This window comes from Pseudoalteromonas sp. SANK 73390 (assembly GCF_054966645.1).
Genome location: NZ_ARPN01000095.1, coordinates 1 through 21,930, shown reverse-complemented (window position 1 = coordinate 21,930; position 21,930 = coordinate 1). Strand labels below are relative to the sequence as shown.

Below are 21,930 nucleotides of genomic sequence, written 5' to 3'. Positions count from 1 at the left end.
AGCCCAAAGGCTTCCACTACTTTGTCATTCGCAACTGACATAAATTATTATGCTGCATTACTCATTTCGCGTAATGAAAGCCTTTGATTTGAACAAAATTCATACCTCAAAGATCAACAGACCCTAATAAAAAACGTCCGAAATTATAGACGCAAACAAGAATTGTTCTACACTTTTATACTAGCCGTTGTTTTATGCCAGTTACGTTTAACAACACTTTGAGAACAAGGAATACGTTATGCGCAGATTTTTTAATGCTATCACTACGCTTAATTTGACCAAAAAACTCAGTATTGCATTTTTATTGGTCGCATTAATCCCAATCACATTTATTATCAGTATTGCGCTATACCAAGCGACATCGGCATTACAAGCACAATCATATGCGCAACTAAACGCTGTTAGCGAAGTAAAAAAATATGCGGTGGTGCGACATTTTCAGGGAGTACGAGACAAGCTACAATCTCTAACCGTTAATCCATATACTGCCGCCGCTGCTAAGTCTTTTACCTATGCAATTGCCAATTTAGACACACCGACATATATACCTGAAAGTTTAAATGAGTTTTATCAAAGCCAATTCAAAGAACAGTTTATTCAACAAAACCCGAATACACCACCGCCAGTTAATCTGTATGAACAGCTTTCACCAGCAGCCCTAACACTACAATCTCGATATATTTCAGAGAATGCTTTTCCATTAGGCGAAAAAATAAGATTACTCAATACCGACCATCAAGACAGTTATGACCAGGCCCACCAAAACTATCATTTATTTTTTGCCGAACTCGTTGAGATATTCGACTTATATGATCTTTTTATCATTGATAATGATACTGGTATTGTTGCATATTCGGTGTACAAAGAGCTCGACTTTGCCACCTCATTAATTTCCGGTCCATTCGCAAGCAGTAACCTAGCAAAAGTATTTACTAAGGCTAAGCAACTTAAAGGCAGTGCTCAATACACATTTGTTGACTATGAACCTTACTTACCTTCATACAATACGCCAGCAAGCTTCATTGCAGCTCCAATAACGATTGAGGGCAGCAAAGGTGCAACTTTAGTCTTTCAACTATCAATAGACGCATTAAATAGCATCATGACTGAACGTGAAGGGCTAGGAAAAAGTGGCGAAACTTACTTAGTTGGCCCTGAAGGGTTAATGCGCTCAGATTCTTATTTAGACCCAGATAAACGCTCTGTTGTGAATGCGTTTAAATATCCCGACAAAAGCCGTATCAGTACCGAAGCTTTTCATCAAGCAATGAGTGGGCAAAAAGGACAAAAGCTAATTATGGATTACAACGGACAAAGGGTTCTTTCTTCATATACTCCCGTTGACGTCTTAGGCGTACGTTGGGCACTGTTGTCTGAAATCGATGAAGCTGAAGCTTTTGCTGCCGTCAACCAACTTACCCAAATACTGGCTATTGTTTTAGCCATGAGCATGCTTGTGATCATTGTGGCAGCTGTATGGTTTGCAAAAACTCTCACAAAGCCAGTACATGCTTTAGTAAGTACTATGCGGCGAGTTGAAAATGAAGGCGACTTTTCGTTACGTGCACCAAAAACAACACATGACGAAATAGGCGAATCAGCACATGCGTTTAATTCTATGCTAGATGCCCTACAAGTATCACTCAATGCAACCAATCGAGTTATGAACAAAATGGCTGAGGGGTGCTTTTCTGATAGAATTGAAGTTGAGTGTAAAGGTGAGCTAAACACATTAAAACAAGCAACAAATCATTGTACGAGTACCTTAGATACTGCAATAGGTGAGATAAATGTCGTCATTAAAGATATGTCGGAAGGGCAGTTTAATAGTCAACTACGCGCTTCTATGTCTGGAGACCTTGGCAAGTTAAAAGATAATATTAATTACTCATTAAGTAGCTTAGATAACACCATGGATGCCATAGTCCACGTTATGGAGAATGTTGAGCACGGTAACTTTAAAGAGCAAATTGACATCGATGCTGGGGGCAAACTTGCACAATTAAAAAATAGTGTGAACAACTCAGTAGCAAGCTTATCTGGTGCCATGGATGATATAAGCAAAGTCATGAGTGCAATCCGCAATGGCGATTTTTCTCAACGTATTGGTTTGCCCCTCCAAGGTCAGCTTGAAGAGCTCAAAGAAGACATAAATTTTAGTGTTATCAACTTAGACAATATCATCAAAGAAATCTGTCATGTGATGGCAGCAGTAAGTCAGGGGAATTTTAAATATAAGGTCAATTGTGATGCTCAAGGCCAACTCGGTATATTAAAAGAAGATATCAATGTATCAATTGAATCACTGGATAGTGCCGTAAGCGAAATCTCCTCCGTGATGACGGCTATTAGTTATGGGCGATTTGACCGCACCATTGAATCGCCAATGAAGGGGCAACTAAATAGCCTTAAAACAGACATTAATCGTTCGGTAAACAACCTTAATCAGGTCATTGCTGAGCTAGGAAGTGTAATGAGCGCTATGTGTCAAGGAGACTTTAGCATGCAAATTACCTCTGATTTACAAGGGCAATTACAACAACTAAAAGATGATGTGAACGGCTCCACCGCTATTATCAATGATGCCATTAGTGAAGTAACACAAGTACTAAGCGCGCTGGCTAAAGGCGATTTAAGTCACGCTGTACAAGGTGAATATAACGGGGTGTTTGCGCTGCTGAAGCAAGATGTTAATACGACAATTAATAAGCTCACTGAGGTCATTGAGGGTATCCAACTATCGGCTGGTAATGTGTCGCAAAGTGCCAGTGAGATAGCTGATAGCAATACTGAAATTAGTGCACGAACGGAAGAACAAGCTGCCAACTTAGAACAAGCTAGTGCTAGCACTAGTCAAATGCTGGAAGCCTTAACCCATGTTTCTGCTCAATCTGGTACTGCCGTTCAGCTCGCTCATCACGCCGAAGAAACAGCCAAAGAGGGCGGTGAACTTTCTAACAACACCGTGACAGCCATCGATGAAGTAGACAAAGCCAGTAAAAATATCAACGAAATTGTGTCAGTCATTGACGGCCTTGCATTTCAAACTAATCTACTGGCACTCAATGCAGCCGTAGAGGCAGCAAGAGCAGGAGAAAATGGTAAAGGCTTTGCCGTTGTAGCCAATGAAGTTAGAGACTTAGCTGGGCGCAGCGCCGCGTCGGCAAAACAGATTAAAGATATTATTGCCAACAGTAACGATAAAGTTGGCCAAGGTATTGAAATGGCAAATAGCGCTGGGCTAAAACTAGAGCACATCGTTGCGGCTATATCTGAGGTAAGCGATACTATAATTAAAATCAATCAAGCAACAACCACGCAACAACAAGCGATTAAAGAGGTAGACCAAGTAGTGCAACGCCTGACTGATTTAATTCAACAAAACTCAGCCATTACTGAAGAGACGATGGCAGCAGCAAAGCAAATGGCCGAACAGTCACAGCAGATGCGTCATTTACTTGGGTACTTCAATGTGGCCAAATCATCACCCCAAGCTGCTTTGTTGGTACATCAGTTTAATGCATCTTAGATTTTACATGCCCTCACGGTTCTTTTAAGGCGGGGGGCACACGCTTTTTAGTACTTATTTATAGTTCGCATAGCTTATGCGCTGCATTAATTAAGGTTTCTGTGTGCTTAGCAAAACATAGGCGAATAATTTTATCCTCAGGGGGAGAATCATAAAATACACTTAATGGAATGGCCGCAACTCCAACCTCTTTGACTAAATACTCACAAAAAGCAACATCATTTAAATCTGAAATAGCGCGGTAGTCTAGCAGTAGGAAATAAGTTCCTTCGCTGGTCAAAATCTCAAACCGACTACCTTGTAGAGCATTGACCAATATATTTCTTTTTTGTTGATAAAAGTCAGCCAGTTCATCTAGATGCGCACTTTGCTCTTTAAGCATGTCAGCCAGCGCTAACTGGGCTGGGGTGAAACTAGAAAAAGTCACATATTGATGCACTTTACGAAACTCTTCAGTTAAGTCGTGCGGTGCTACACAGTAGCCCATTTTCCAACCGGTACAGTGAAAGGTTTTGCCAAAACTTGAGATAACGAAGCTACGGGAAAAAATATCTTTATCTTTTAAAGCACTAAAATGGATATGATCATCAAAAGTAATATGCTCATAGACTTCATCACTTATTAATAAAAGATCATGCTTTACTAAAAGCGCTTTAAGCATCACCACATCCTGCGAAGTCATTATTTTCGCCGTTGGATTATGCGGAGTATTAATGATAATGGCGCGGGTTTTTTCATTAATAGCACGAGCGACTTGTTGCCAATCAATACGAAAATTCGGTGAGCGCAAAGCAATGTGAATGGCCCTACCTCCGGCCAACTCTATTGCTGGTTGATAGCTGTCATAAGCTGGGTCAAAGACAATCACTTCATCACCCGTTTGAACAATTGCTTGAATGGCCACAAACAGTGCCTCTGTTGCACCACTGGTTACTGTAATTGCACTAGAGGGGTTGACTACTTGCCCATACTTTCTTTCAATGAGCGCTGCAATTTGTGCTTGCAAAGGGGCAACACCCGATGACGGCGCATATTGATTAAACCCTTGTTCACTGTAGTATGCCAACTGTTTTTTAAGAAATTCTGGTGCATCAAATTCAGGAAAACCTTGCGACAAATTTATGGCTTGATAGCGATTTGCCAACCCTGTCATTTGACTAAAAATACTGGTGCCTAAATTTGGTAATTTACTTTTCAAGCCCTTTCCTCTTTGATGATGATGCAAAACGACACGCAGTGTTATCTCTTATCGGCACCTAATCGCCAATAAACTTCTTTTGAGACTTCAAGGTAACACAAAATGTAAAGTGAAACCGCTAAAGCAGTCTATAAACAACAACTAGATCTAATGCTATCAATCAGTGACTTAGCGATCTGATTTTATAAAAATGATGTGAACATTTATCTATTGAGCATACATGACACATAAATGTACAGTGACCTAATTAATATGTAAAAAAAGCGACAGAATGTCGCCTTTTGTATTTTATAACTTTAAATTTTCATCTAAAAAAGCCAAAACCCTATGGTAATATGCTTCGCGATGTTTGGCTTTGTAAAAGCCATGACCTTCACTTTCTAGCAGCATATATTCATAAGGGTATTTCGCCTTGTTGAATGCTTTAATAAGCGAATCAGCTTGTTCAATTGGCGCTCTTTTATCTTCACCACCATGGACGATTAGTATACTAGCCTTTAGTTTATCGACATTATAACTCGGTGAGAATGCTTTCAAAATCTGCTGATCTTGCCCCAACACCTGGGTTAAATAATTGCGGCCAGTTTTATGCTCTGCGATATCTCCTTCATCAAATAGCAGAGGTAAATCATAAACCCCTACAACGCCAATCGCACATTGAAACAAATCAGGTTCTAAAATTGCGCTTTGCAAGGCAGAGTAACCACCAAAGCTGGCCCCCATTATGCACATATTATCTGGGTTAACATAACCTTGCTCAATAACATGTTTAGTACCATCTATAATATCAAACTGAATATCACTGCCCCACTTACGATGTCCGGCAAACTCAAAAGTTTTACCATACCCGCCAGATCCTCTAAAGTTAACCTTTAGTATCGCAATACCGCGACTAGCTAATAATTGCGTATCTATATCAAAACCCCAATAATCACGCGGACCATGCGGCCCTCCATGCGGCACCACAACCAGAGGTAAGTTCTTGGGCTCTTTACCTTTAGGTAAAGTCAAATAACCATGGATTGTTAAGCCATCACGGGCTTTAAACTTAAAAGGTTGTGTTTTAGACATGTCTTGTGGTTTTAACCAACCTCGCTCAGCAAATAAAAATTGCAGCTTATTTTTATGCTCGTCAAATAGATAGTAATGCCCGGGATTTGTGTCACTCCAAGCATAGACAATACTTTTTTCTCCATTTTTAGTCGAGCTCACTAATTGGACCTGCAAGCCGTTTAATGAAGCAATTAAAGACTTTAGCTTCTTTGTACTAGTGGAATCATTATCCAAGAATACGTAATTTGGATACTCTGGTTCTAACTCAACTGCGTAGACTTCCTTGCTAACATCATCTATCCAAATTTTTCTTGGAGAAACCACTTCATCCTGAAAAACAAGACTTGTTTGGCCAGTCGTTAAATTTAACTTATATACACCCTCTGGGCTCATATTCTTAGTCGCGCTAATGAACACTTCTTTGCCTGACGCGGTAAATGCAATTGGCATAATATTACGTAAAAACTGTTCACCCAAATTTAACGGCTGCCATTTCTCATCATTTTTATCTCGCACTCGAATATCATAATCAACGTAGTTTTCAGTTGAAGCCACAACCCTAACCTGACCGTCATGATCGGTCAGAAATTCCCCCTTTTTAGAAGGCGAAGTTGCAACGAGTTTTCGATAGCCATTGTTGACATTAACTCGATACACTTTTGTTCTAGGCTCTTTTACATTGCTCCATGGATAGGTTATCACTAGAATTTGTTCTTCATCATCTGGTAACGCATCAAGAACAAATGATGTGCCACGCAAAGGTGTTGCTTTACGAATAGCGGAACCTGTTTGCATTTCACCTTGATACCCAATGACATAACGCTTTTTGCCGCCATCTGCATCTACCGCAAATAACTCACCTCGATACTCTGGGTGTGATGACCAACCTTTAATGTATTGTTTTTCCATAACAAGACGATCACTACCTGACCATACATAGTTACCGACTTGAGCATTATCACTAAAATTAACGCCGCTGATGATTTTGCTCTTTTTTAGATCAAACACATATAAATTTTTTTTACCATTTACCTTCGAAATAAAGGCTAAATATTCACCCCTTGGAGATATTTTAACACTATGATACGCAAAATCTTTGCTAAAGTTTTCAACTGGAACTAAGCTACTTTCCTTGGTTACGCCTTTATAACTCAACAATATAATTGCTATCCATACTATAACCCGCACCATAATATTCAAAACTCCCTATCTGCTAAAATATTTATTTTATATCTGTGCTTCAGCCACACACCCAAAAGCCAACCATAGAAATTGTGTATTGCCACCCGTCCTTAATTTAAGACAATATACACTTTGGAAAAACTTATTGTGTAATCTAACAATGCCAACTCTTAAAAAGAGCTGCATCTATTGCCATAGCTCTACTATGTAATACATCAGTAAAAAGTATTGCATAGCATCTGACAAACCCAATACTAGCCACAACCTAGATACTCTTATTTGCTCGCCAACGTGCTTTCTATATATTTATTGATTTGTTCCTCAAGAATAAACAATGGCACAGAGCCATGACGTAGGATCTGGTGATGAAATTCTCTTAAGTCGAACTGCGCACCGAGCTTTTGCTCTGCCTCTTGACGCAAACGTTTGATTGTCAATTCGCCAATTTTGTACGATAGTGCCTGAGCAGGCCAAGATATATAACGGTCAGTTTCTGTTTTAACATTATGCAACGATAAAGCCGTATTATTTTTCATAAAATCCATCGCTTGCTCACGGCTCCAGCCAAACATATGCATTCCCGTATCCACAACCAATCGTACTGCACGCCACATTTCATACGTCAAACGACCAAAATTACTATAGGGGTCTTGATAAAACCCGGCTTCAAGCCCTAAATACTCTGAATATAATCCCCACCCTTCTCCAAAAGCTGAGATATATTCATTGCGTCGGTAATCAGGTAAATAGTCCATTTCTTCATTCAAGGCTATTTGTAAATGATGACCTGGCACCGCCTCATGTAAGGTTAGTGCTTCGAGTACATACAATGGCCGTTTATCCAGAGCATAAGTATTTACCAAGTAATAGCCGGCTTCCAAGTCATTACTCGCACCTTGATAGCGACCCGTAGTGTACTTTGGGGCAATGCTTTGCGGAACAGGAATAACGCCATAGGGTCTGCGCGGTAAAGTATGAAATAGTCTTGGCAACTGTGCATCCATTTGTTTGGAAATATAGGCTGCCTCTTTAATTAGTTGCAATGGTGTTTTAGCATAAAACTGAGGGTCCGTTCTCAAAAAATGAACAAATTCAGCAAATGAGCCTTCAAACCCAACTTCAGTAATCACAGACTCCATTTCTTTGCGAATGCGAGCTACTTCTTTTAAACCCAGCTCATGAACTTGTTTTGCTGACATGTCTGTCGTTGTATAATATTGTGCTCTGTTTTCGTAATAAGCTTGACCATTTGGCGTATCTTTCAATGCAATACTGGTGCGTGCAGCAGGTCTATATTGCTCAATAAAAAACGTTAAATAGTTTTGATATGCAGGCATCACTTTGGTTGTTAGAACTGATTGAGCTTGCACTTGCAGAGCAGCAAACTCATTAGCGGGTAATTTTGCAGTATTGAGTTTAAATGGTGCATAAAAAGCAGACTGAGTGACATCTTGATGAATAAAACCCTCAATAGATGCTTCGTAGCCTTTTAAAACAACTTTAGGCTGCGTGTAGCCCGCTTTCATGCCCTCGCGCATCCACTGCATATTTTGTTCAAAGAAACGGGGGATTTCGTTAAGGCGCTTTAAATATACTTCAAACCCACCGACTTTACTAAAATCGCTATAGCCAATGATTTGTGTAATTTCAGAATGAAACCCGCCCTCGGATGTTAAGGGAACTAAATGCTTTTTAAAGCGATATTCATCCACTTTATTTTGAATTTGAGCGCGTAGTATCGTGTAATTAATTTGGTTTTCTTCGCTCAAAGTTTGAATGTTTATGTCATCCAAACCTAAAAGCAGCTGCACTCGTTGTTGTTGTTGTTCTGCCAAAGCGGTTGAACTCAAATTAGGAAGGTAGTAGGCCATGCTGACTGCACGACTCTTATATGGCTGAACTTGCTGTCTGAACCCTGCAATTTGTTGCTCTAACTGAGCAAATTCATCATCACTAGATTTTGGCGTTGTTTGACAACCTGATAATAACGTACTCAGAAGAACCGCACTGAGCGATAGAGCAAAATTTTTAACCACTTTTTTATTCCTAGACGTCGGGGTTTTTCATGACTCTAGCCGAGCAAACACCCTTACTGCAAATAAAAGAGTTCAATCCCACAAATTGCAATATGCAAAAATAGTAGGCAAACTACGACAAATTGATGATAAAAAAAGCGAACAGTCGCATAAATTTAACTTTTCTATTTCAAATTGACGCGTTTTGCTTTTAAATACAGATTGCACTTAGTGCGCTGGTTAATATTATAGTAGTGAGACCTAGCCCATAAAATAAGGTAGGCCACTAAATTTCTAGAAAGCTCCATGACTGCGGTAAACAAAATGATGTTCCATGACTCCATGGCTAATGCACAAGAAAAAATGACTCAAGTTTGCTTGTTTCTAGAGCAACACCATTTGCCGCCAACGCCTATGAACTATCATGTAACATATAGCTATATCAGTAAATGCGATACTGCGCTGAACGAAGCTTTAGACAATGCCATTAACGATAAACAAAAAGTAGATAGCATATTTATTGAACACCTTTATTTTGAGTATCTAAATAAAGGGCACAAAACAGAAACTGAACTTCTCAGTAACGTTGACGGCGTTCTGGCAAGTCTTTCTCAAACGTCCAACGAATCACAAAAACACATCGCTAATTTCGCACAAAAAATTACCACTTGTGTGCAAGACTTAGATGAAAATAATATCGCAAAAAGCAAAAGAGCCATAACTCAACTTAGCCAATCTACAGATGCAATGTTAAAACAGCATCAAGTATTCAAAGCGCAACTTAAAAAAGCGCGCATGATGCACATCAAATCACAACAGCAACTACAGTATCTACGTAAGCAACATATCATTGACCCACAAACGGGCCTTTATAAACGACACTTTTTAAACCAGCAAACACAGGCATGGTTAGCCAAAGACAAATCTATTTGCGCAATTGCGATTCATATCACAAATTTACATGATTTTACTCAACAATATGGTGATGTTATTGGCGAAGTTATCCTCAATAGAGTAGCTAAGAAAGTGCAGTCATATGTATTCGAAAGTGGTTTACCTGGGCGTACCCGAGCACAAGAATTTACCGTTTTGCTAGCTGATATAGAGCCTACAACGGCCAATGTAATCGCCGAAAAAATTCGTAAAGGCGTTGAAAAAATTAAATTTGTTAGTTCTAAAAGCGATATTGAATTACCTCGCATTCAACTGTCGTTAGGTATTGCAAAAAGACATCAGGAACAAAATTTCGATGAGCTAGCATACAAAGCACATTTAGCAGCTCATAAAGCATACTTGTCTGATCAAAGCAGCTTTAGCGTTTCATAAAGCGTACAAGCGAGCTATCTGATAAATTCTGCAGCGATAAATTGCACCTCAGTGACGCAATCAGTACACTAGAGCACAATTTAGCGTAACCACCTAAGCAGAGAAGCACCATGAAAGAGTCGCAACAAAACACCACTGATTTTGGTTATAAAACAGTAGCCCGAGATGAAAAAGCCTCGATGGTGGCTGATGTATTTCATTCCGTAGCCGCTAAGTACGATATTATGAATGATCTAATGTCATTTGGCATTCACCGTTTATGGAAGCGTCAAGCTATTGCATGTTCAGGCGTGCGAAAAGGGCACCGCGTGCTTGACTTAGCCGGTGGTACTGGGGATCTAACCGCCAAATTCAGCCAGCTTGTTAGCGATACTGGTCAAGTAATTTTAGGTGATATCAACGACTCCATGCTTAAAGTAGGCCGAGATAAACTGCGTGATTTAGGCTTAGTTAATAATATTGAATACGTACAAATGAACGCTGAAGCACTCCCATTTCCAGACAATAGTATTGATGTGATCACAATTGCGTTTGGTTTACGTAATGTAACAGACAAAGATGCGGCGCTAAAATCTATGTATCGTATTCTGAAGCCTGGTGGTCGTCTTTTAATATTGGAGTTTTCTAAAACCGACAGTGAAGCACTCTCTAAAATTTACGACTTTTACTCTTTTAACTTACTCCCTTCGATGGGTAAATTAGTGGCTAACGATAGCGAGTCGTATCGTTATTTAGCTGAGTCTATTCGTATGCACCCAGACCAAGAAACATTAAAAGGCATGATGGAAAATGCCGGTTTTGAACAAGCTAATTACCAAAATATGACCGGTGGTATTGTCGCACTTCATCGCGGTTTTAAATACTAGGGGATGACATGATCAAAACTCTGCTTGTAGCAGCCGCTGAGCGTGTTCTTAATGGAGCTCTTAATTTAGACCCTCATTTTGCAGCATCACTAAAAAAGGTACAGCATAAAGTTTTAGCCATTGAAATTAGGGACTGGCAGCAAACTTTTGCACTCACGTACACAGGCCAAAGTTTTATGCTGTTTAACAATTTCCAAGAGCAAAGTGATTGTCATATTAGCGCCAGCATAGCTACTTTATCTGAGCTTAAAGAACCGAGTCAATTAACCCGACTTATTCGTCAAGAAAAGCTGGACCTAGAAGGTGATTTACATCTGGCGCAAACATATAGCCAAAGTTTTTCTAACCTAAACATTGATTGGGCTGAACATCTATCTGAGTATCTTGGTGATGCCGGCGCACAACAACTAGTACAGCAAATTAAACATGTGATCACGCGTACCAAAAAAGCAGATAGCATATTAAGTAATACAACCCAAGAACTATGTCAGGATGAGCTTAAGGTCACCATCCATCCGCTCGAAATGACACAGTTTAAAGCGCATACCCGTGAGCTTAAACAACATGTGGCGCAACTAGAACACCGCATTAATCAACTACTCGCTCGTTAAGGAATCCAGTTTGGCCATCGCTCGTTTATATCAAATCACACACACTTTGCTCAGTTTTGGGCTTGATGAGTTTATTCCTGAACAAAAACGACCTTGGTTTGCGCGCACAGCTAGAAGTAGCTTATTTTGGATCCGCAACAACCATGCCGATAAGCCGATTGGCGTAAGGCTAAGATTAGCGTTACAAGCATTAGGCCCGGTATGGATAAAGTTTGGCCAAATGCTATCAACTCGTCGAGACTTGCTACCGCAAGACGTCGCTGAAGAGTTGGCTGTACTGCAAGATAAAGTCGCCCCATTTGATGGAGTCCGAGCGCAAGCATTAATAGAACAAGCACTACAAATTAACGATATTAACGAGTTGTTTAGTGAATTTGATCAAGTGCCATTAGCATCAGCTTCTATTGCACAAGTACATACTGCGACACTTGTGCATAATGGCAGTGAAAAAGAGGTGGTAATTAAGGTTACTCGCCCAGATATTGAACAACAAATAACGGCAGACTTAGCGCTTATGACACAATTTGCTCGATTGCTGGTCAAGCTTTTTAAGCCTAGCCGCCGCTTAAGGCCTGTTGAAGTAGTCAAAGAATATAAAAAAACCTTACTCGATGAATTAGACCTCATGCGAGAAGCCGCTAATGCCATTCAGCTAAAGCGTAACTTTACTGACTCCGAGTCACTTTATATCCCTGAAGTATATAGCGATCATTCACGTAAAAATGTGCTAGTAATGGAACGTATTTATGGGATACCGGTGTCGGACACTGAATCATTGCTCAAGCAAGGCACCAATATGAAATTACTTGCTGAGCGCGGTGTTGAGGTGTTTTTCACTCAAGTATTTAGAGATAGTTTTTTTCATGCTGACATGCATCCAGGTAATATTTTTGTGTCTCGCAACACACCTCATAACCCACAATACATTGGTATCGATTGCGGTATCGTTGGCACTTTAAATAAAGAAGATAAGCGCTATTTAGCTGAAAATTTTATTGCTTTTTTTAATCGTGATTATCGCCAAGTTGCTCAGTTGCATGTAGATTCTGGTTGGGTGCCTGCAGATACCTGTGTCGAGGAGTTTGAGTTTGCCATTCGTACCGTATGTGAGCCTATTTTTAATAAGCCACTGGCAGAAATTTCTTTCGGTCATGTACTGGTAAACTTATTTAATACCGCCAGACGTTTTAACATGGAAGTACAGCCTCAGCTTGTATTACTGCAAAAAACGCTACTGTATGTAGAAGGTCTGGGTCGTCAACTATACCCTCAGTTAGATCTCTGGCAAACTGCAAAACCATTTTTAGAGCAGTGGGTAAAAGAGCAAATTGGGCCTTGGTCTTTGCTTAAACAAATGTATGCAAACCTGCCATTTTGGGCAGAAAAAATGCCTGAAATTCCAGATCTTATCTACCACAACTTAAAACGTAGTAATCAACAATTGGTGAATATCACACCCAAAAAAGAGACCAAACCTATATTATTGGGTATGTTAGCCTGTGCATCACTCATTTGTGCCAGTCTCACTTATTTGGCACAAGATTGGTTAGCATCGGGTTTATCGCTCTCAGTAAGCGCCATTCTATTTATTAGCGCGTGGCGCAAAATAGGGTGATATTTTGCTCACTGGGCGTATAATCACAACAACTTAAGTTTTTATCACAAACGGAGTCATCATGGGTTTAGGTGGGATCAGTATTTGGCAGCTCTTAATCGTGCTAGCCATCATCGTTTTGTTATTTGGTACAAAGAAGCTGCGTGGTATTGGTGGTGATTTAGGTGGTGCTGTTAAAGGCTTTAAAAAGGCAATGTCTGATGAAGGTAAAACCACAACACAGCTAAGCGAGCAACAAGAACAAACAAGCACGACTGAGCAAGAAAAAAAGACAAAGATAAGGTATAACTGATGGGTATGTGGGAGCTTGTAGTGGTCCTGATTGTTGGCCTAGTCGTATTGGGTCCCGAGCGCTTGCCTGTTGCAGTACGCACAGTGAGCCGCTGGGTTAATACTATCAAATCTGTCGCTAACTCAGTCAAAGCTGAAGTTAATGAAGAGCTACGTGTTCACGAACTACATACCAACTTAAAAAAAGCTGAACAGCAAAATATGCAAGACTTACCTGATGAGCTTAAACACTCAGTGAGTGAGTTACAAAAAGCAGCTGAGTCAGTAAAACACAGTTATAAAAATGCATCCGACGTCAAAAAAGACTGATAAAAGCGTAATTAAGAAGTAAAGAGCAACTTATGTCACAAACCCAACAAAGCGGTTTTATCGGCCATTTAATTGAACTGCGTAATCGGGTCATGAAAGCACTCCTAAGCGTGTTATTGATTTTTATTGCTCTCGTGTATTTCGCGAATGACATTTACAGCTATGTTGCAGCACCTTTGATTGCAAGCTTACCTGAAAATAGTACGATGATTGCTACAGATGTAACGGCTCCTTTTTTCGCCCCCTTTAAGTTGACACTTTTTGTCGCACTTTTCGCTGCCATTCCTATGATATTGCACCAAATCTGGAGTTTTATCGCACCGGGATTATATCAACATGAAAAGCGAATGCTGATACCTGTGCTATTTTCAAGTATTGTATTGTTTTATGCAGGCATTGCATTTTGTTACTTTGTTGTTTTGCCCATCGTGCTTGGCTTTTTTACCAGCGTGGGCCCACAAGAGATGACTTTATCGCCTGACATTAGTAGCTACCTAAGTTTTACGCTTAAGCTATTTTTTGCTTTTGGAGTTGCCTTTGAAATCCCCGTTGCAATTATGCTGTTATGCTGGAGTGGCGCAACATCAGTGCAAAGTTTGAAAGAAAAGCGCCCATACATGGTGGTTGGCTCATTTGTTGTAGCCATGTTTTTAACCCCCCCCGATGTGCTTTCACAAACACTTTTAGCCATCCCTATGTTGATATTGTTTGAGCTTGGGTTGTTGCTAGCTAAATTATATACGAAAGAATCAGAACAACAGGAATCGTAAAAATGAAAAAATTAGCACTATTAGGCGTTCTATTTGCAAGTACATACGGACTTGCTGAACCAATCAATGAACAAGCACTATCTGCTTGTACGTTGATTGAGAAAGACTTTCAACGTCTAGTGTGTTTTGACAAAGTAATGGCAAATCAACCCATTGATATTGAACAAACCGTTGCAAGCCATACCTCAAAAAAAACGACACTAAAGCAAACCCAGTCAAATGAGCAAAAATTTGGTATGTCCAAAAAACTACTAAAAGAGAAAACCGACTTCTCTGAAGCTCAACAGATAAGTGCCACTATCATCGAAGTGAAGAAATCACCTGTTGGCTCGCGCTTGTTTAAACTAGACATTGGCCAGTCATGGAAACAACTTGGAACAAACTCTTTCTATGCCAAAAAGGGTGACAAAATTGAAATAGAGCGAGGTACTTTAGACTCCTTTCTTATGAAAAAGGTTGGCTCAAACCGTAGTATTAGAGTCAAGCGAGTGGACTAATGACAACGCGCTATATCGATGCTGGCGTAAACCTCACGAGTTCACAGTTCGATGACGCTCGCGACGATATTGTTATGCGAGCAAAACAAGCTGGTGTAGATAATATGCTACTCATCGGTACAAATACGCAAGACTCAATGCACAGCCTGCAGCTCGCTCGGCATTACGGCTTTGTTTGTACCGCAGGCATTCATCCACATGATGCAAAAAGTACACATACTGACTATATTGCACAACTCAAAACCTTATTTTTACACCCTGAAGTGGTCGCTGTTGGTGAGTGCGGGCTAGACTTTAATCGCAACTTCTCCCCTCGCTATGAGCAAATTAGCGTGTTATCACAGCAACTTGAATTGGCAGAGCAAAACAATTTGCCTGTGTATTTGCATGAACGAGATGCGTTTGATGCTATGCGCGCGCAGTTAGAGCAAGTTAAGGTACACGGCGTGCTACATTGCTTCACGGGTGATAAACACGCTCTCGATTTTTATCTACACTATGGCTTGATGATAGGTATCACAGGTTGGGTGTGCGATGAACGAAGAGGAGCACAGTTGCAACAACTGGTTCCATTAATCCCCGATGATAAGTTATTAATTGAAACAGATGCCCCCTATTTATTGCCCCGAACTTTAAAGCCCAAGCCAAAGTCACGCCGTAATGAGCCCGCTTTTGTTGAGGCCATCGTTCGCGAAGTGGCTAGACTCAGAGGACAAAGCTGTGAACATGTCGCGAAAATTAGTCATGCTAATTTTCAACGGTTATTTATAACGAGGCGAGGCACTCAATAATGCGTTTACTCTGCTTTTTATTGTGCCTATTTTTTCTAAGCGTATCAGCACAAGCATTTGAGATCCCTAAAGGCTTCAAAAAACAGGCCTCACTGCCATTTGCTTATACGCAAAATAACAGTCAAACATTGGAGCAGCTTCACACTAGCAACCCCAGCTGGAAACCCGTTAAGAGTGGCTTTTTACCGCTTAATAAAAAAATGACAAGCACATGGCTTCGAGTCCCTTTAAACAACCTGTCAAAACAAGATTTACCATTATTACTAAGCGTGAACAATAATCAACTTAATAAGGTAACGGCTTTTGTACCAGAGCATAATCGCTCAATTTTAGTAGCATATGCAAATGACTACCAAAATAGTGAGCAACCACCAATTTCACATCAGGTGCAACTTGTCCCACTTAAATTACCACCTTATGGTAATAGTGTTATTTACTTGCATGTAGAGAATAACAGGCAAGCCTACCTACCCTTAAGTTTGTGGCACCCTATTGAATATTTAAAGTATACCAGTAAATTTAACCTTCTCTACGGTATGCTTGCGGGCTTCATTGTGGCAATGATGCTTACTAATATCACACTATATTCATTTACACGCAAAAATTACTTTTTCTTTGGTGGTTTAGCTATTACAGCAATTTGGTTATTGAACGTACATTTATATGGGTTTAGTCATCGCTACCTCTACAGTAATTGGTTATGGCTTCAACAATATGGTCAAGCCCTATTTATGGTGCTTTCAACTTGGTTATTTATTCCAATATTAAAAACTACACTAGTGCCTAAAAATGCGCTAAAAACGCAGCGTATTTTAACTTTGATGCTCAAAGCAGGCCTCATTTGTGCGACTATGATACCTCTGTTCTCACATCATATTGCTCTGTATATTGCTTTTGGATATTGCTTCACGTTGGCCTTAACTTATGTCTATTTAGCCATAATTGCATATAAACGCGCGCAATCATTTTACAAAGCTTACTTGCTGATGTTTTCCTTGCTCGTATTGGTCCTAAGCTATCAAAGTGCTTTTGAATTTGGTCTACTATCAAGCGCCGTGTTAGATAGACCCCTCACCTATGTTTGCTATTTAATGATCAGCATGATTTTAAGCTACACATTAGCACGACAATATATTCAGCAGCGTGATAGTAAAATAAAACAGCAGCAAGCACGCCTTGCGCAAACTCGTGCTGAAGATGCGCTGTTAAAAGAACGCTTACACCTGCAAACACAAGCACAAGAAAAACTCGAAAACAGTATTGATGAACGTACCTTTGAGCTTGAAGTCACACTCAGGGAACTACAAGATAAGAATCGTGAGTTAGAAAAACTCAATATGGAAGATGCACTAACCAAAGTGAAAAATCGTCGTTACTTTGACAAGCGTATCATGATGGAGGTAAGGCGTTCACGCAGAGAGCAAACTATGCTTAGCGTAGTGATGCTAGACATTGACCACTTCAAAAAAATCAATGATAACTATGGCCATGTCGTAGGCGATCATGCCATTTGTGCGGTTGCCAGAGTCATTGAAAAACATCTAAAACGACCTTCGGACGATGTGTTCAGGTATGGAGGAGAGGAGTTTGTACTCCTTTTGCCCAATACGCAGCTAGACGGTGCCTTAGAAATTGCTGAACTTATCCGCCAAAGCTTACAAAATACACATGTCGACTTTGATGGACAACAACTCAATATGACACTCAGTGCCGGCGTATACAGCGCTATTGCTAACGATAGTAAAAACCCCACTCTTTTTACCGATTTTGCTGATAAAGCACTCTATCAGGCCAAACAGCAAGGACGAAATCGCGTCATTGCCTACCAATAACTTTAGGAGATTACTGTGGCTCAATCAGGATTAGATTTATTTCCATACACGCGGATGCGTCGCATGCGTCGTAATGACTTTTCAAGACGTTTAATGAGCGAGAATCAGTTAACGGTTAACGATCTCATCTTTCCTGTCTTTGTATTAGAGGGTAAAAACCGACGTGAAGCCATTGAATCAATGCCTGGCATTGAGCGCCTATCTATCGATTTATTACTAGAGGAAGCTGCTGAACTCGTTGCCTTGGGTGTGCCTGCTATTGCAATATTCCCTGTTACTCCTACAGATAAAAAGTCGCTCAATGCAGAAGAGGCATATAATCCAGAAGGGCTTGCACAACGCACTGTGAAGGCGTTAAAAACAACCTACCCACAACTTGGTGTGATCACTGATGTTGCACTGGACCCGTTCACAGTTCATGGCCAAGATGGCATAATTGACGATGACGGCTACGTAATAAACGACGTCACAACTGAAGTGCTAATCAAACAAGCTCTCTCTCATGCTGACGCTGGAGCCGATATCGTAGCCCCTTCAGATATGATGGATGGACGCATTGGCGCAATACGTGAAGCATTGGAAGCACAGGGCCACATCCATACTCGTATCATGGCCTATTCTGCAAAATATGCTTCTAGCTACTATGGACCATTTCGCGATGCAGTTGGCTCAGCTAGTAATTTAAAAGGGGCGGATAAAAAAACCTATCAAATGGACCCTGCCAACTCTGATGAAGCATTGCGAGAAGTTGCATTAGATTTACAAGAAGGTGCTGATATGGTGATGGTAAAGCCCGGTATGCCATATCTTGATATTGTCCGCCGCGTCAAAGACGAATTCCAAGTGCCTACTTTTGCTTATCAAGTCAGCGGTGAGTATGCTATGCATCGAGCAGCGATAGACAATGGCTGGCTTGCTGAAAAGCCCTGCATTATGGAATCACTCTTAGCATTTAAACGTGCTGGTGCCGATGGCATTTTAACCTACTTTGCCAAGCAGGCTGCAATTTGGCTTAACGAAAAGTAGAGATTGAATCAAAAAATGCGCCGTTATGGCGCATTTGCTATTTGCTTGCTAAAAGCTGCTCAGCCTTAGTAAAACCGGCCTCGCTCAAACTCCAACTGTAGAATGACTTTACCTGACCGGACGGCTTCTTAACACGTAACACAGTCAATACAAAAAATCGTTTGCGTTGGATCTGTTCAATATCTTCAGTCAGGATATAATGCGTACCCAATCCTAATGAGTAGCTAATACCCGCCCTATCAATATGTACAAAGCGCTTATCAAGTAAAGCCAATAACAATGAAAAAATGCTAGCTCCGATTAACGCGTAACACATAACTGAAATGGTCACAGTGCCAGAGTCTAACATGGAAGCAAGACCAAATAAGCCAAAGCTGCCCAAAAGGAACAATCCATATAGTAACCAGTTTACTGATAAATCAACGGTTCTCACTATATACCTCCATATTCTCATACCAAATGATGAAAATATTTTATTAATCAGAACGCAATGATAGCACAGTTAGTACCTAAATCAATTACACCCTCTTACATAGCAGCACTTTTTTATTAGGCATAAAAAAACCGCTTGATTTACAAGCGGTTTTTCGAGTTTAAAAACTAACTAAATTTATTTAGCTGCTTTTTTCTCTTTTTCTGCAGCAATTACTGTCTCAGCAACATTTTGCGGACATGGTGCGTAGTGTGAGAACTCCATAGAGAACTGACCACGACCTGAAGTAATTGTACGTAAGTGACCGATATAACCAAACATCTCAGAAAGAGGCACGTCACCTTTGATACGAACACCTGTAAGGCCTGCTTCTTGGTCTTTGATCATACCACGACGACGGTTAAGGTCACCGATCACATCACCAACGTTATCCTCTGGCGTGAACACATCTACTTTCATGATTGGCTCAAGAAGCTGTGCACCTGCTTTAGGGATAGATTGACGGAAAGCGCCTTTAGCCGCAATTTCGAATGCGATTGCTGATGAGTCAACTGCGTGGAAGCCACCGTCGAACAGCTCAACTTCTACATCTAAAACTGGGAAGCCAGCTAGAACACCTTCGTTCATCATTGACTTGAAGCCTTTCTCAACTGCAGGCCAGAATTCTTTAGGTACGTTACCACCAACAACTGATGAAGAGAACGTGAAACCAGAGTTTTGCTCACCAGGCTTAATACGGTAGTCAATCTTACCAAACTGACCAGAACCACCTGATTGCTTCTTGTGCGTGTAGCTATCTTCAATTTCTTGAGTGATAGTTTCACGGTATGCAACCTGAGGTTGACCAACAATTAAGTCTACGCCGTAAGTACGCTTAAGAATATCAACCTTAATGTCTAGGTGTAATTCACCCATTCCTTTAAGGATAGTTTCACCTGAATCTTCGTCAGTCTCAACTTGGAAAGATGGATCTTCTGCAACCATTTTACCGATAGCGATACCCATTTTCTCGTTACCGCCCTTATCTTTAGGCTGTACCGCGATTGAGATTACTGGTTCAGGGAAGATCATCGCTTCAAGTGTACACTCATGCTTAGGATCACATAAAGTATGACCTGTTTGAACGTTCTTCATACCTACTACTGCGATGATATCACCCGCTTGAGCTTCAGTAAGTTCGTTACGCTCATCTGCTTGCATCTCAACCATACGGCCGATACGCTCAGTTTTACCTGTTGCAGAGTTAAGGATAGTATCACCTTTTTTCATACGACCAGAGTAGATACGGATGAATGTAAGGGCACCGAAACGGTCGTCCATTATTTTGAACGCTAGCGCTTTTAGAGGCTCATCAGCAGAAACAGTTGCAACTTCACCAGTAGGTTCACCCGTGTCTTTGTCTGTTAATGGCTGAGGGTCAACTTCTGTTGGCGCAGGTAAGTAATCTACAACAGCGTCAAGTACTAATTGAACACCTTTGTTTTTGAACGCAGAACCACAGTAAGTTGGGAAGAATGCAAGATCACGTGTACCTTTACGGATACAACGCTTGATATCTTCTAAAGAAGGTACTTCACCTTCCATGTACGCTTCCATTAAGTCGTCGTCTTGCTCTACAGCTGACTCGATTAGTAGCTCATGGTACTCTTCAACTTTGTCTACCATATCAGCAGGCACGTCTGTGATTTCGTAGTTTTCTGGAAGACCAGTGTCATCCCAAACGTATGCTTTTTTAGTTAATACGTCTACAACACCAACGAAATCATCTTCGATACCGATTGGTAACGTCATTACCAATGGGTTAGCTGCAAGTACGTTTTTAACTTGAGCTACTACGCGATAGAAATCAGCACCCATACGGTCTAGCTTGTTTACGAAAATAACACGTGCAACTTCTGACTCATTCGCATAGCGCCAGTTAGTTTCTGATTGAGGCTCAACACCACCAGAACCACAGAATACACCAATACCACCGTCAAGTACTTTTAGTGAACGGTATACTTCAACTGTAAAGTCAACGTGTCCTGGAGTGTCGATAACGTTAAAGCGGTGTTCTTTCCACTCACACGTTACAGCTGCTGACTGGATAGTAATACCGCGCTCAGCTTCTTGGTCCATGAAGTCAGTTGTAGACTCACCGTCGTGTACTTCACCAGTTTTGTGAATTTTACCAGTAAGTTTTAGGATACGCTCAGTGGTGGTAGTTTTACCCGCATCAACGTGCGCGAAAATACCAATGTTTCTGTACTTCGATAAATCTGCCATTGTTTTGCTCTATAAAGTAGGAAAATTATTCGGCGGGAGTATATCACCTCTTATAACGAACATCATCCTTCATATCGCTTAAAATGCAGTCAATTTGAGAAAAAGTGCTTTTTATCATCAATACACATTAAAATACGAGCGAAATGGCTCTGCAACTAAAAAAGAACCAATAATACCAGTTGCATTCAATAAATGACCAAATATTACAACAGATGAATGACTTAAAAAATCATTTAGCTCGCTAGAACGTTCAATGTTTTAATAAATTGGTATCACTTGTAATAAGGCACTATTACTACTGAACAAAAGTGCCTTAGTGAC

The 21,930-nt window shown here is 40.5% G+C and carries 17 protein-coding genes; 12 read left to right on the top strand and 5 right to left on the bottom strand.

Annotated elements, in window-relative coordinates:
• The first annotated feature begins 238 nt into the window (after positions 1-238).
• Positions 239-3,529, top strand: coding sequence for a methyl-accepting chemotaxis protein (locus SANK73390_RS11755; protein ID WP_462766197.1), 3,291 nt, complete (start codon positions 239-241; stop codon positions 3,527-3,529).
• A 58-nt stretch (positions 3,530-3,587) separates the two neighbouring features.
• Here the strand turns inward: SANK73390_RS11755 and SANK73390_RS11750 are convergent, their stop codons facing one another.
• The 3 genes from SANK73390_RS11750 to SANK73390_RS11740 form a co-directional block, all read right to left on the bottom strand.
• On the bottom strand, positions 3,588-4,727 hold the full coding sequence (locus tag SANK73390_RS11750; RefSeq protein ID WP_462766196.1) for a methionine aminotransferase: 1,140 nt from the start codon (positions 4,725-4,727) through the stop codon (positions 3,588-3,590).
• Positions 4,728-5,015: 288 nt separating this feature from the next.
• Positions 5,016-6,938 carry a S9 family peptidase gene (locus SANK73390_RS11745; RefSeq protein WP_462766195.1) on the bottom strand — a complete coding sequence of 641 codons (1,923 nt, stop codon included), beginning with the start codon at positions 6,936-6,938 and terminating at the stop codon, positions 5,016-5,018.
• A 299-nt stretch (positions 6,939-7,237) separates the two neighbouring features.
• Positions 7,238-8,998: a DUF885 domain-containing protein gene (locus tag SANK73390_RS11740; protein WP_462766194.1), complete on the bottom strand. Its 1,761-nt coding sequence runs from the start codon at positions 8,996-8,998 to the stop codon at positions 7,238-7,240.
• A 321-nt stretch (positions 8,999-9,319) separates the two neighbouring features.
• Between SANK73390_RS11740 and SANK73390_RS11735 the strand changes: the two genes are divergently transcribed.
• From SANK73390_RS11735 to hemB, 11 genes are all read left to right on the top strand, one after another.
• The gene (locus SANK73390_RS11735) at positions 9,320-10,303 is read left to right on the top strand and encodes a GGDEF domain-containing protein (RefSeq protein ID WP_462766198.1); all 984 of its coding nucleotides are present in this window, start codon (positions 9,320-9,322) and stop codon (positions 10,301-10,303) included.
• Between the two features lie 110 nt (positions 10,304-10,413).
• On the top strand, positions 10,414-11,169 hold the full coding sequence (gene ubiE, locus SANK73390_RS11730) for a bifunctional demethylmenaquinone methyltransferase/2-methoxy-6-polyprenyl-1,4-benzoquinol methylase UbiE (RefSeq protein WP_462766193.1): 756 nt from the start codon (positions 10,414-10,416) through the stop codon (positions 11,167-11,169).
• Between the two features lie 8 nt (positions 11,170-11,177).
• On the top strand, positions 11,178-11,780 hold the full coding sequence (locus SANK73390_RS11725) for a ubiquinone biosynthesis accessory factor UbiJ (RefSeq protein ID WP_462766192.1): 603 nt from the start codon (positions 11,178-11,180) through the stop codon (positions 11,778-11,780).
• A gap of 10 nt (positions 11,781-11,790) precedes the next feature.
• Positions 11,791-13,395, top strand: coding sequence for a ubiquinone biosynthesis regulatory protein kinase UbiB (gene ubiB / locus SANK73390_RS11720; protein ID WP_462766191.1), 1,605 nt, complete (start codon positions 11,791-11,793; stop codon positions 13,393-13,395).
• 61 nt (positions 13,396-13,456) lie between these two features.
• Positions 13,457-13,687 (top strand): Sec-independent protein translocase subunit TatA, encoded by a 231-nt coding sequence (gene tatA / locus SANK73390_RS11715; protein WP_462766190.1) that lies wholly within the window; start codon positions 13,457-13,459, stop codon positions 13,685-13,687.
• Positions 13,687-13,995 carry a Sec-independent protein translocase protein TatB gene (gene tatB / locus SANK73390_RS11710; protein WP_462766189.1) on the top strand — a complete coding sequence of 103 codons (309 nt, stop codon included), beginning with the start codon at positions 13,687-13,689 and terminating at the stop codon, positions 13,993-13,995. The genes tatA and tatB overlap by 1 nt, the downstream gene beginning before the upstream one ends.
• 32 nt (positions 13,996-14,027) lie before the next feature.
• Positions 14,028-14,765, top strand: a complete 738-nt coding sequence (gene tatC, locus SANK73390_RS11705; RefSeq protein ID WP_462766188.1) for a twin-arginine translocase subunit TatC — start codon at positions 14,028-14,030, stop codon at positions 14,763-14,765.
• 2 nt (positions 14,766-14,767) lie between these two features.
• Positions 14,768-15,262 carry a hypothetical protein gene (locus SANK73390_RS11700; RefSeq protein ID WP_462766187.1) on the top strand — a complete coding sequence of 165 codons (495 nt, stop codon included), beginning with the start codon at positions 14,768-14,770 and terminating at the stop codon, positions 15,260-15,262.
• Entirely contained in the window at positions 15,262-16,053 is a 792-nt protein-coding gene (locus SANK73390_RS11695) for a TatD family hydrolase (protein ID WP_462766186.1), read from the top strand. Before SANK73390_RS11700 ends, SANK73390_RS11695 begins: the two co-directional genes overlap by 1 nt.
• Positions 16,053-17,885: a sensor domain-containing diguanylate cyclase gene (locus SANK73390_RS11690; protein ID WP_462766185.1), complete on the top strand. Its 1,833-nt coding sequence runs from the start codon at positions 16,053-16,055 to the stop codon at positions 17,883-17,885. The genes SANK73390_RS11695 and SANK73390_RS11690 overlap by 1 nt, the downstream gene beginning before the upstream one ends.
• Positions 17,886-17,900: 15 nt before the next feature.
• Positions 17,901-18,911, top strand: a complete 1,011-nt coding sequence (gene hemB / locus SANK73390_RS11685; RefSeq protein ID WP_462766184.1) for a porphobilinogen synthase — start codon at positions 17,901-17,903, stop codon at positions 18,909-18,911.
• Between the two features lie 37 nt (positions 18,912-18,948).
• Here hemB and SANK73390_RS11680 read toward each other — a convergent pair whose 3' ends face one another.
• A complete protein-coding gene (locus SANK73390_RS11680) occupies positions 18,949-19,344 on the bottom strand; it encodes a hypothetical protein (RefSeq protein WP_462766183.1) in 396 nt (131 codons plus the stop codon).
• Positions 19,345-19,521: 177 nt separating this feature from the next.
• The gene (gene fusA / locus SANK73390_RS11675) at positions 19,522-21,609 is read right to left on the bottom strand and encodes an elongation factor G (RefSeq protein ID WP_462766182.1); all 2,088 of its coding nucleotides are present in this window, start codon (positions 21,607-21,609) and stop codon (positions 19,522-19,524) included.
• Between the last annotated feature and the right edge of the window lie 321 nt (positions 21,610-21,930).

Excerpts from the sequence above, each read along its gene's own strand:
- SANK73390_RS11755 (WP_462766197.1), top strand. The coding sequence starts at position 239 with ATGCGCAGATTTTTTAATGCTATCACTACGCTTAATTTGACCAAAAAA.
- SANK73390_RS11735 (WP_462766198.1), top strand. The coding sequence starts at position 9,320 with ATGGCTAATGCACAAGAAAAAATGACTCAAGTTTGCTTGTTTCTAGAG.
- ubiE (WP_462766193.1), top strand. The coding sequence starts at position 10,414 with ATGAAAGAGTCGCAACAAAACACCACTGATTTTGGTTATAAAACAGTA.
- SANK73390_RS11725 (WP_462766192.1), top strand. The coding sequence starts at position 11,178 with ATGATCAAAACTCTGCTTGTAGCAGCCGCTGAGCGTGTTCTTAATGGA.
- tatA (WP_462766190.1), top strand. The coding sequence starts at position 13,457 with ATGGGTTTAGGTGGGATCAGTATTTGGCAGCTCTTAATCGTGCTAGCC.
- tatB (WP_462766189.1), top strand. The coding sequence starts at position 13,687 with ATGGGTATGTGGGAGCTTGTAGTGGTCCTGATTGTTGGCCTAGTCGTA.
- tatC (WP_462766188.1), top strand. The coding sequence starts at position 14,028 with ATGTCACAAACCCAACAAAGCGGTTTTATCGGCCATTTAATTGAACTG.
- SANK73390_RS11700 (WP_462766187.1), top strand. The coding sequence starts at position 14,768 with ATGAAAAAATTAGCACTATTAGGCGTTCTATTTGCAAGTACATACGGA.
- SANK73390_RS11695 (WP_462766186.1), top strand. The coding sequence starts at position 15,262 with ATGACAACGCGCTATATCGATGCTGGCGTAAACCTCACGAGTTCACAG.
- SANK73390_RS11690 (WP_462766185.1), top strand. The coding sequence starts at position 16,053 with ATGCGTTTACTCTGCTTTTTATTGTGCCTATTTTTTCTAAGCGTATCA.
- fusA (WP_462766182.1), bottom strand. The coding sequence starts at position 21,609 with ATGGCAGATTTATCGAAGTACAGAAACATTGGTATTTTCGCGCACGTT.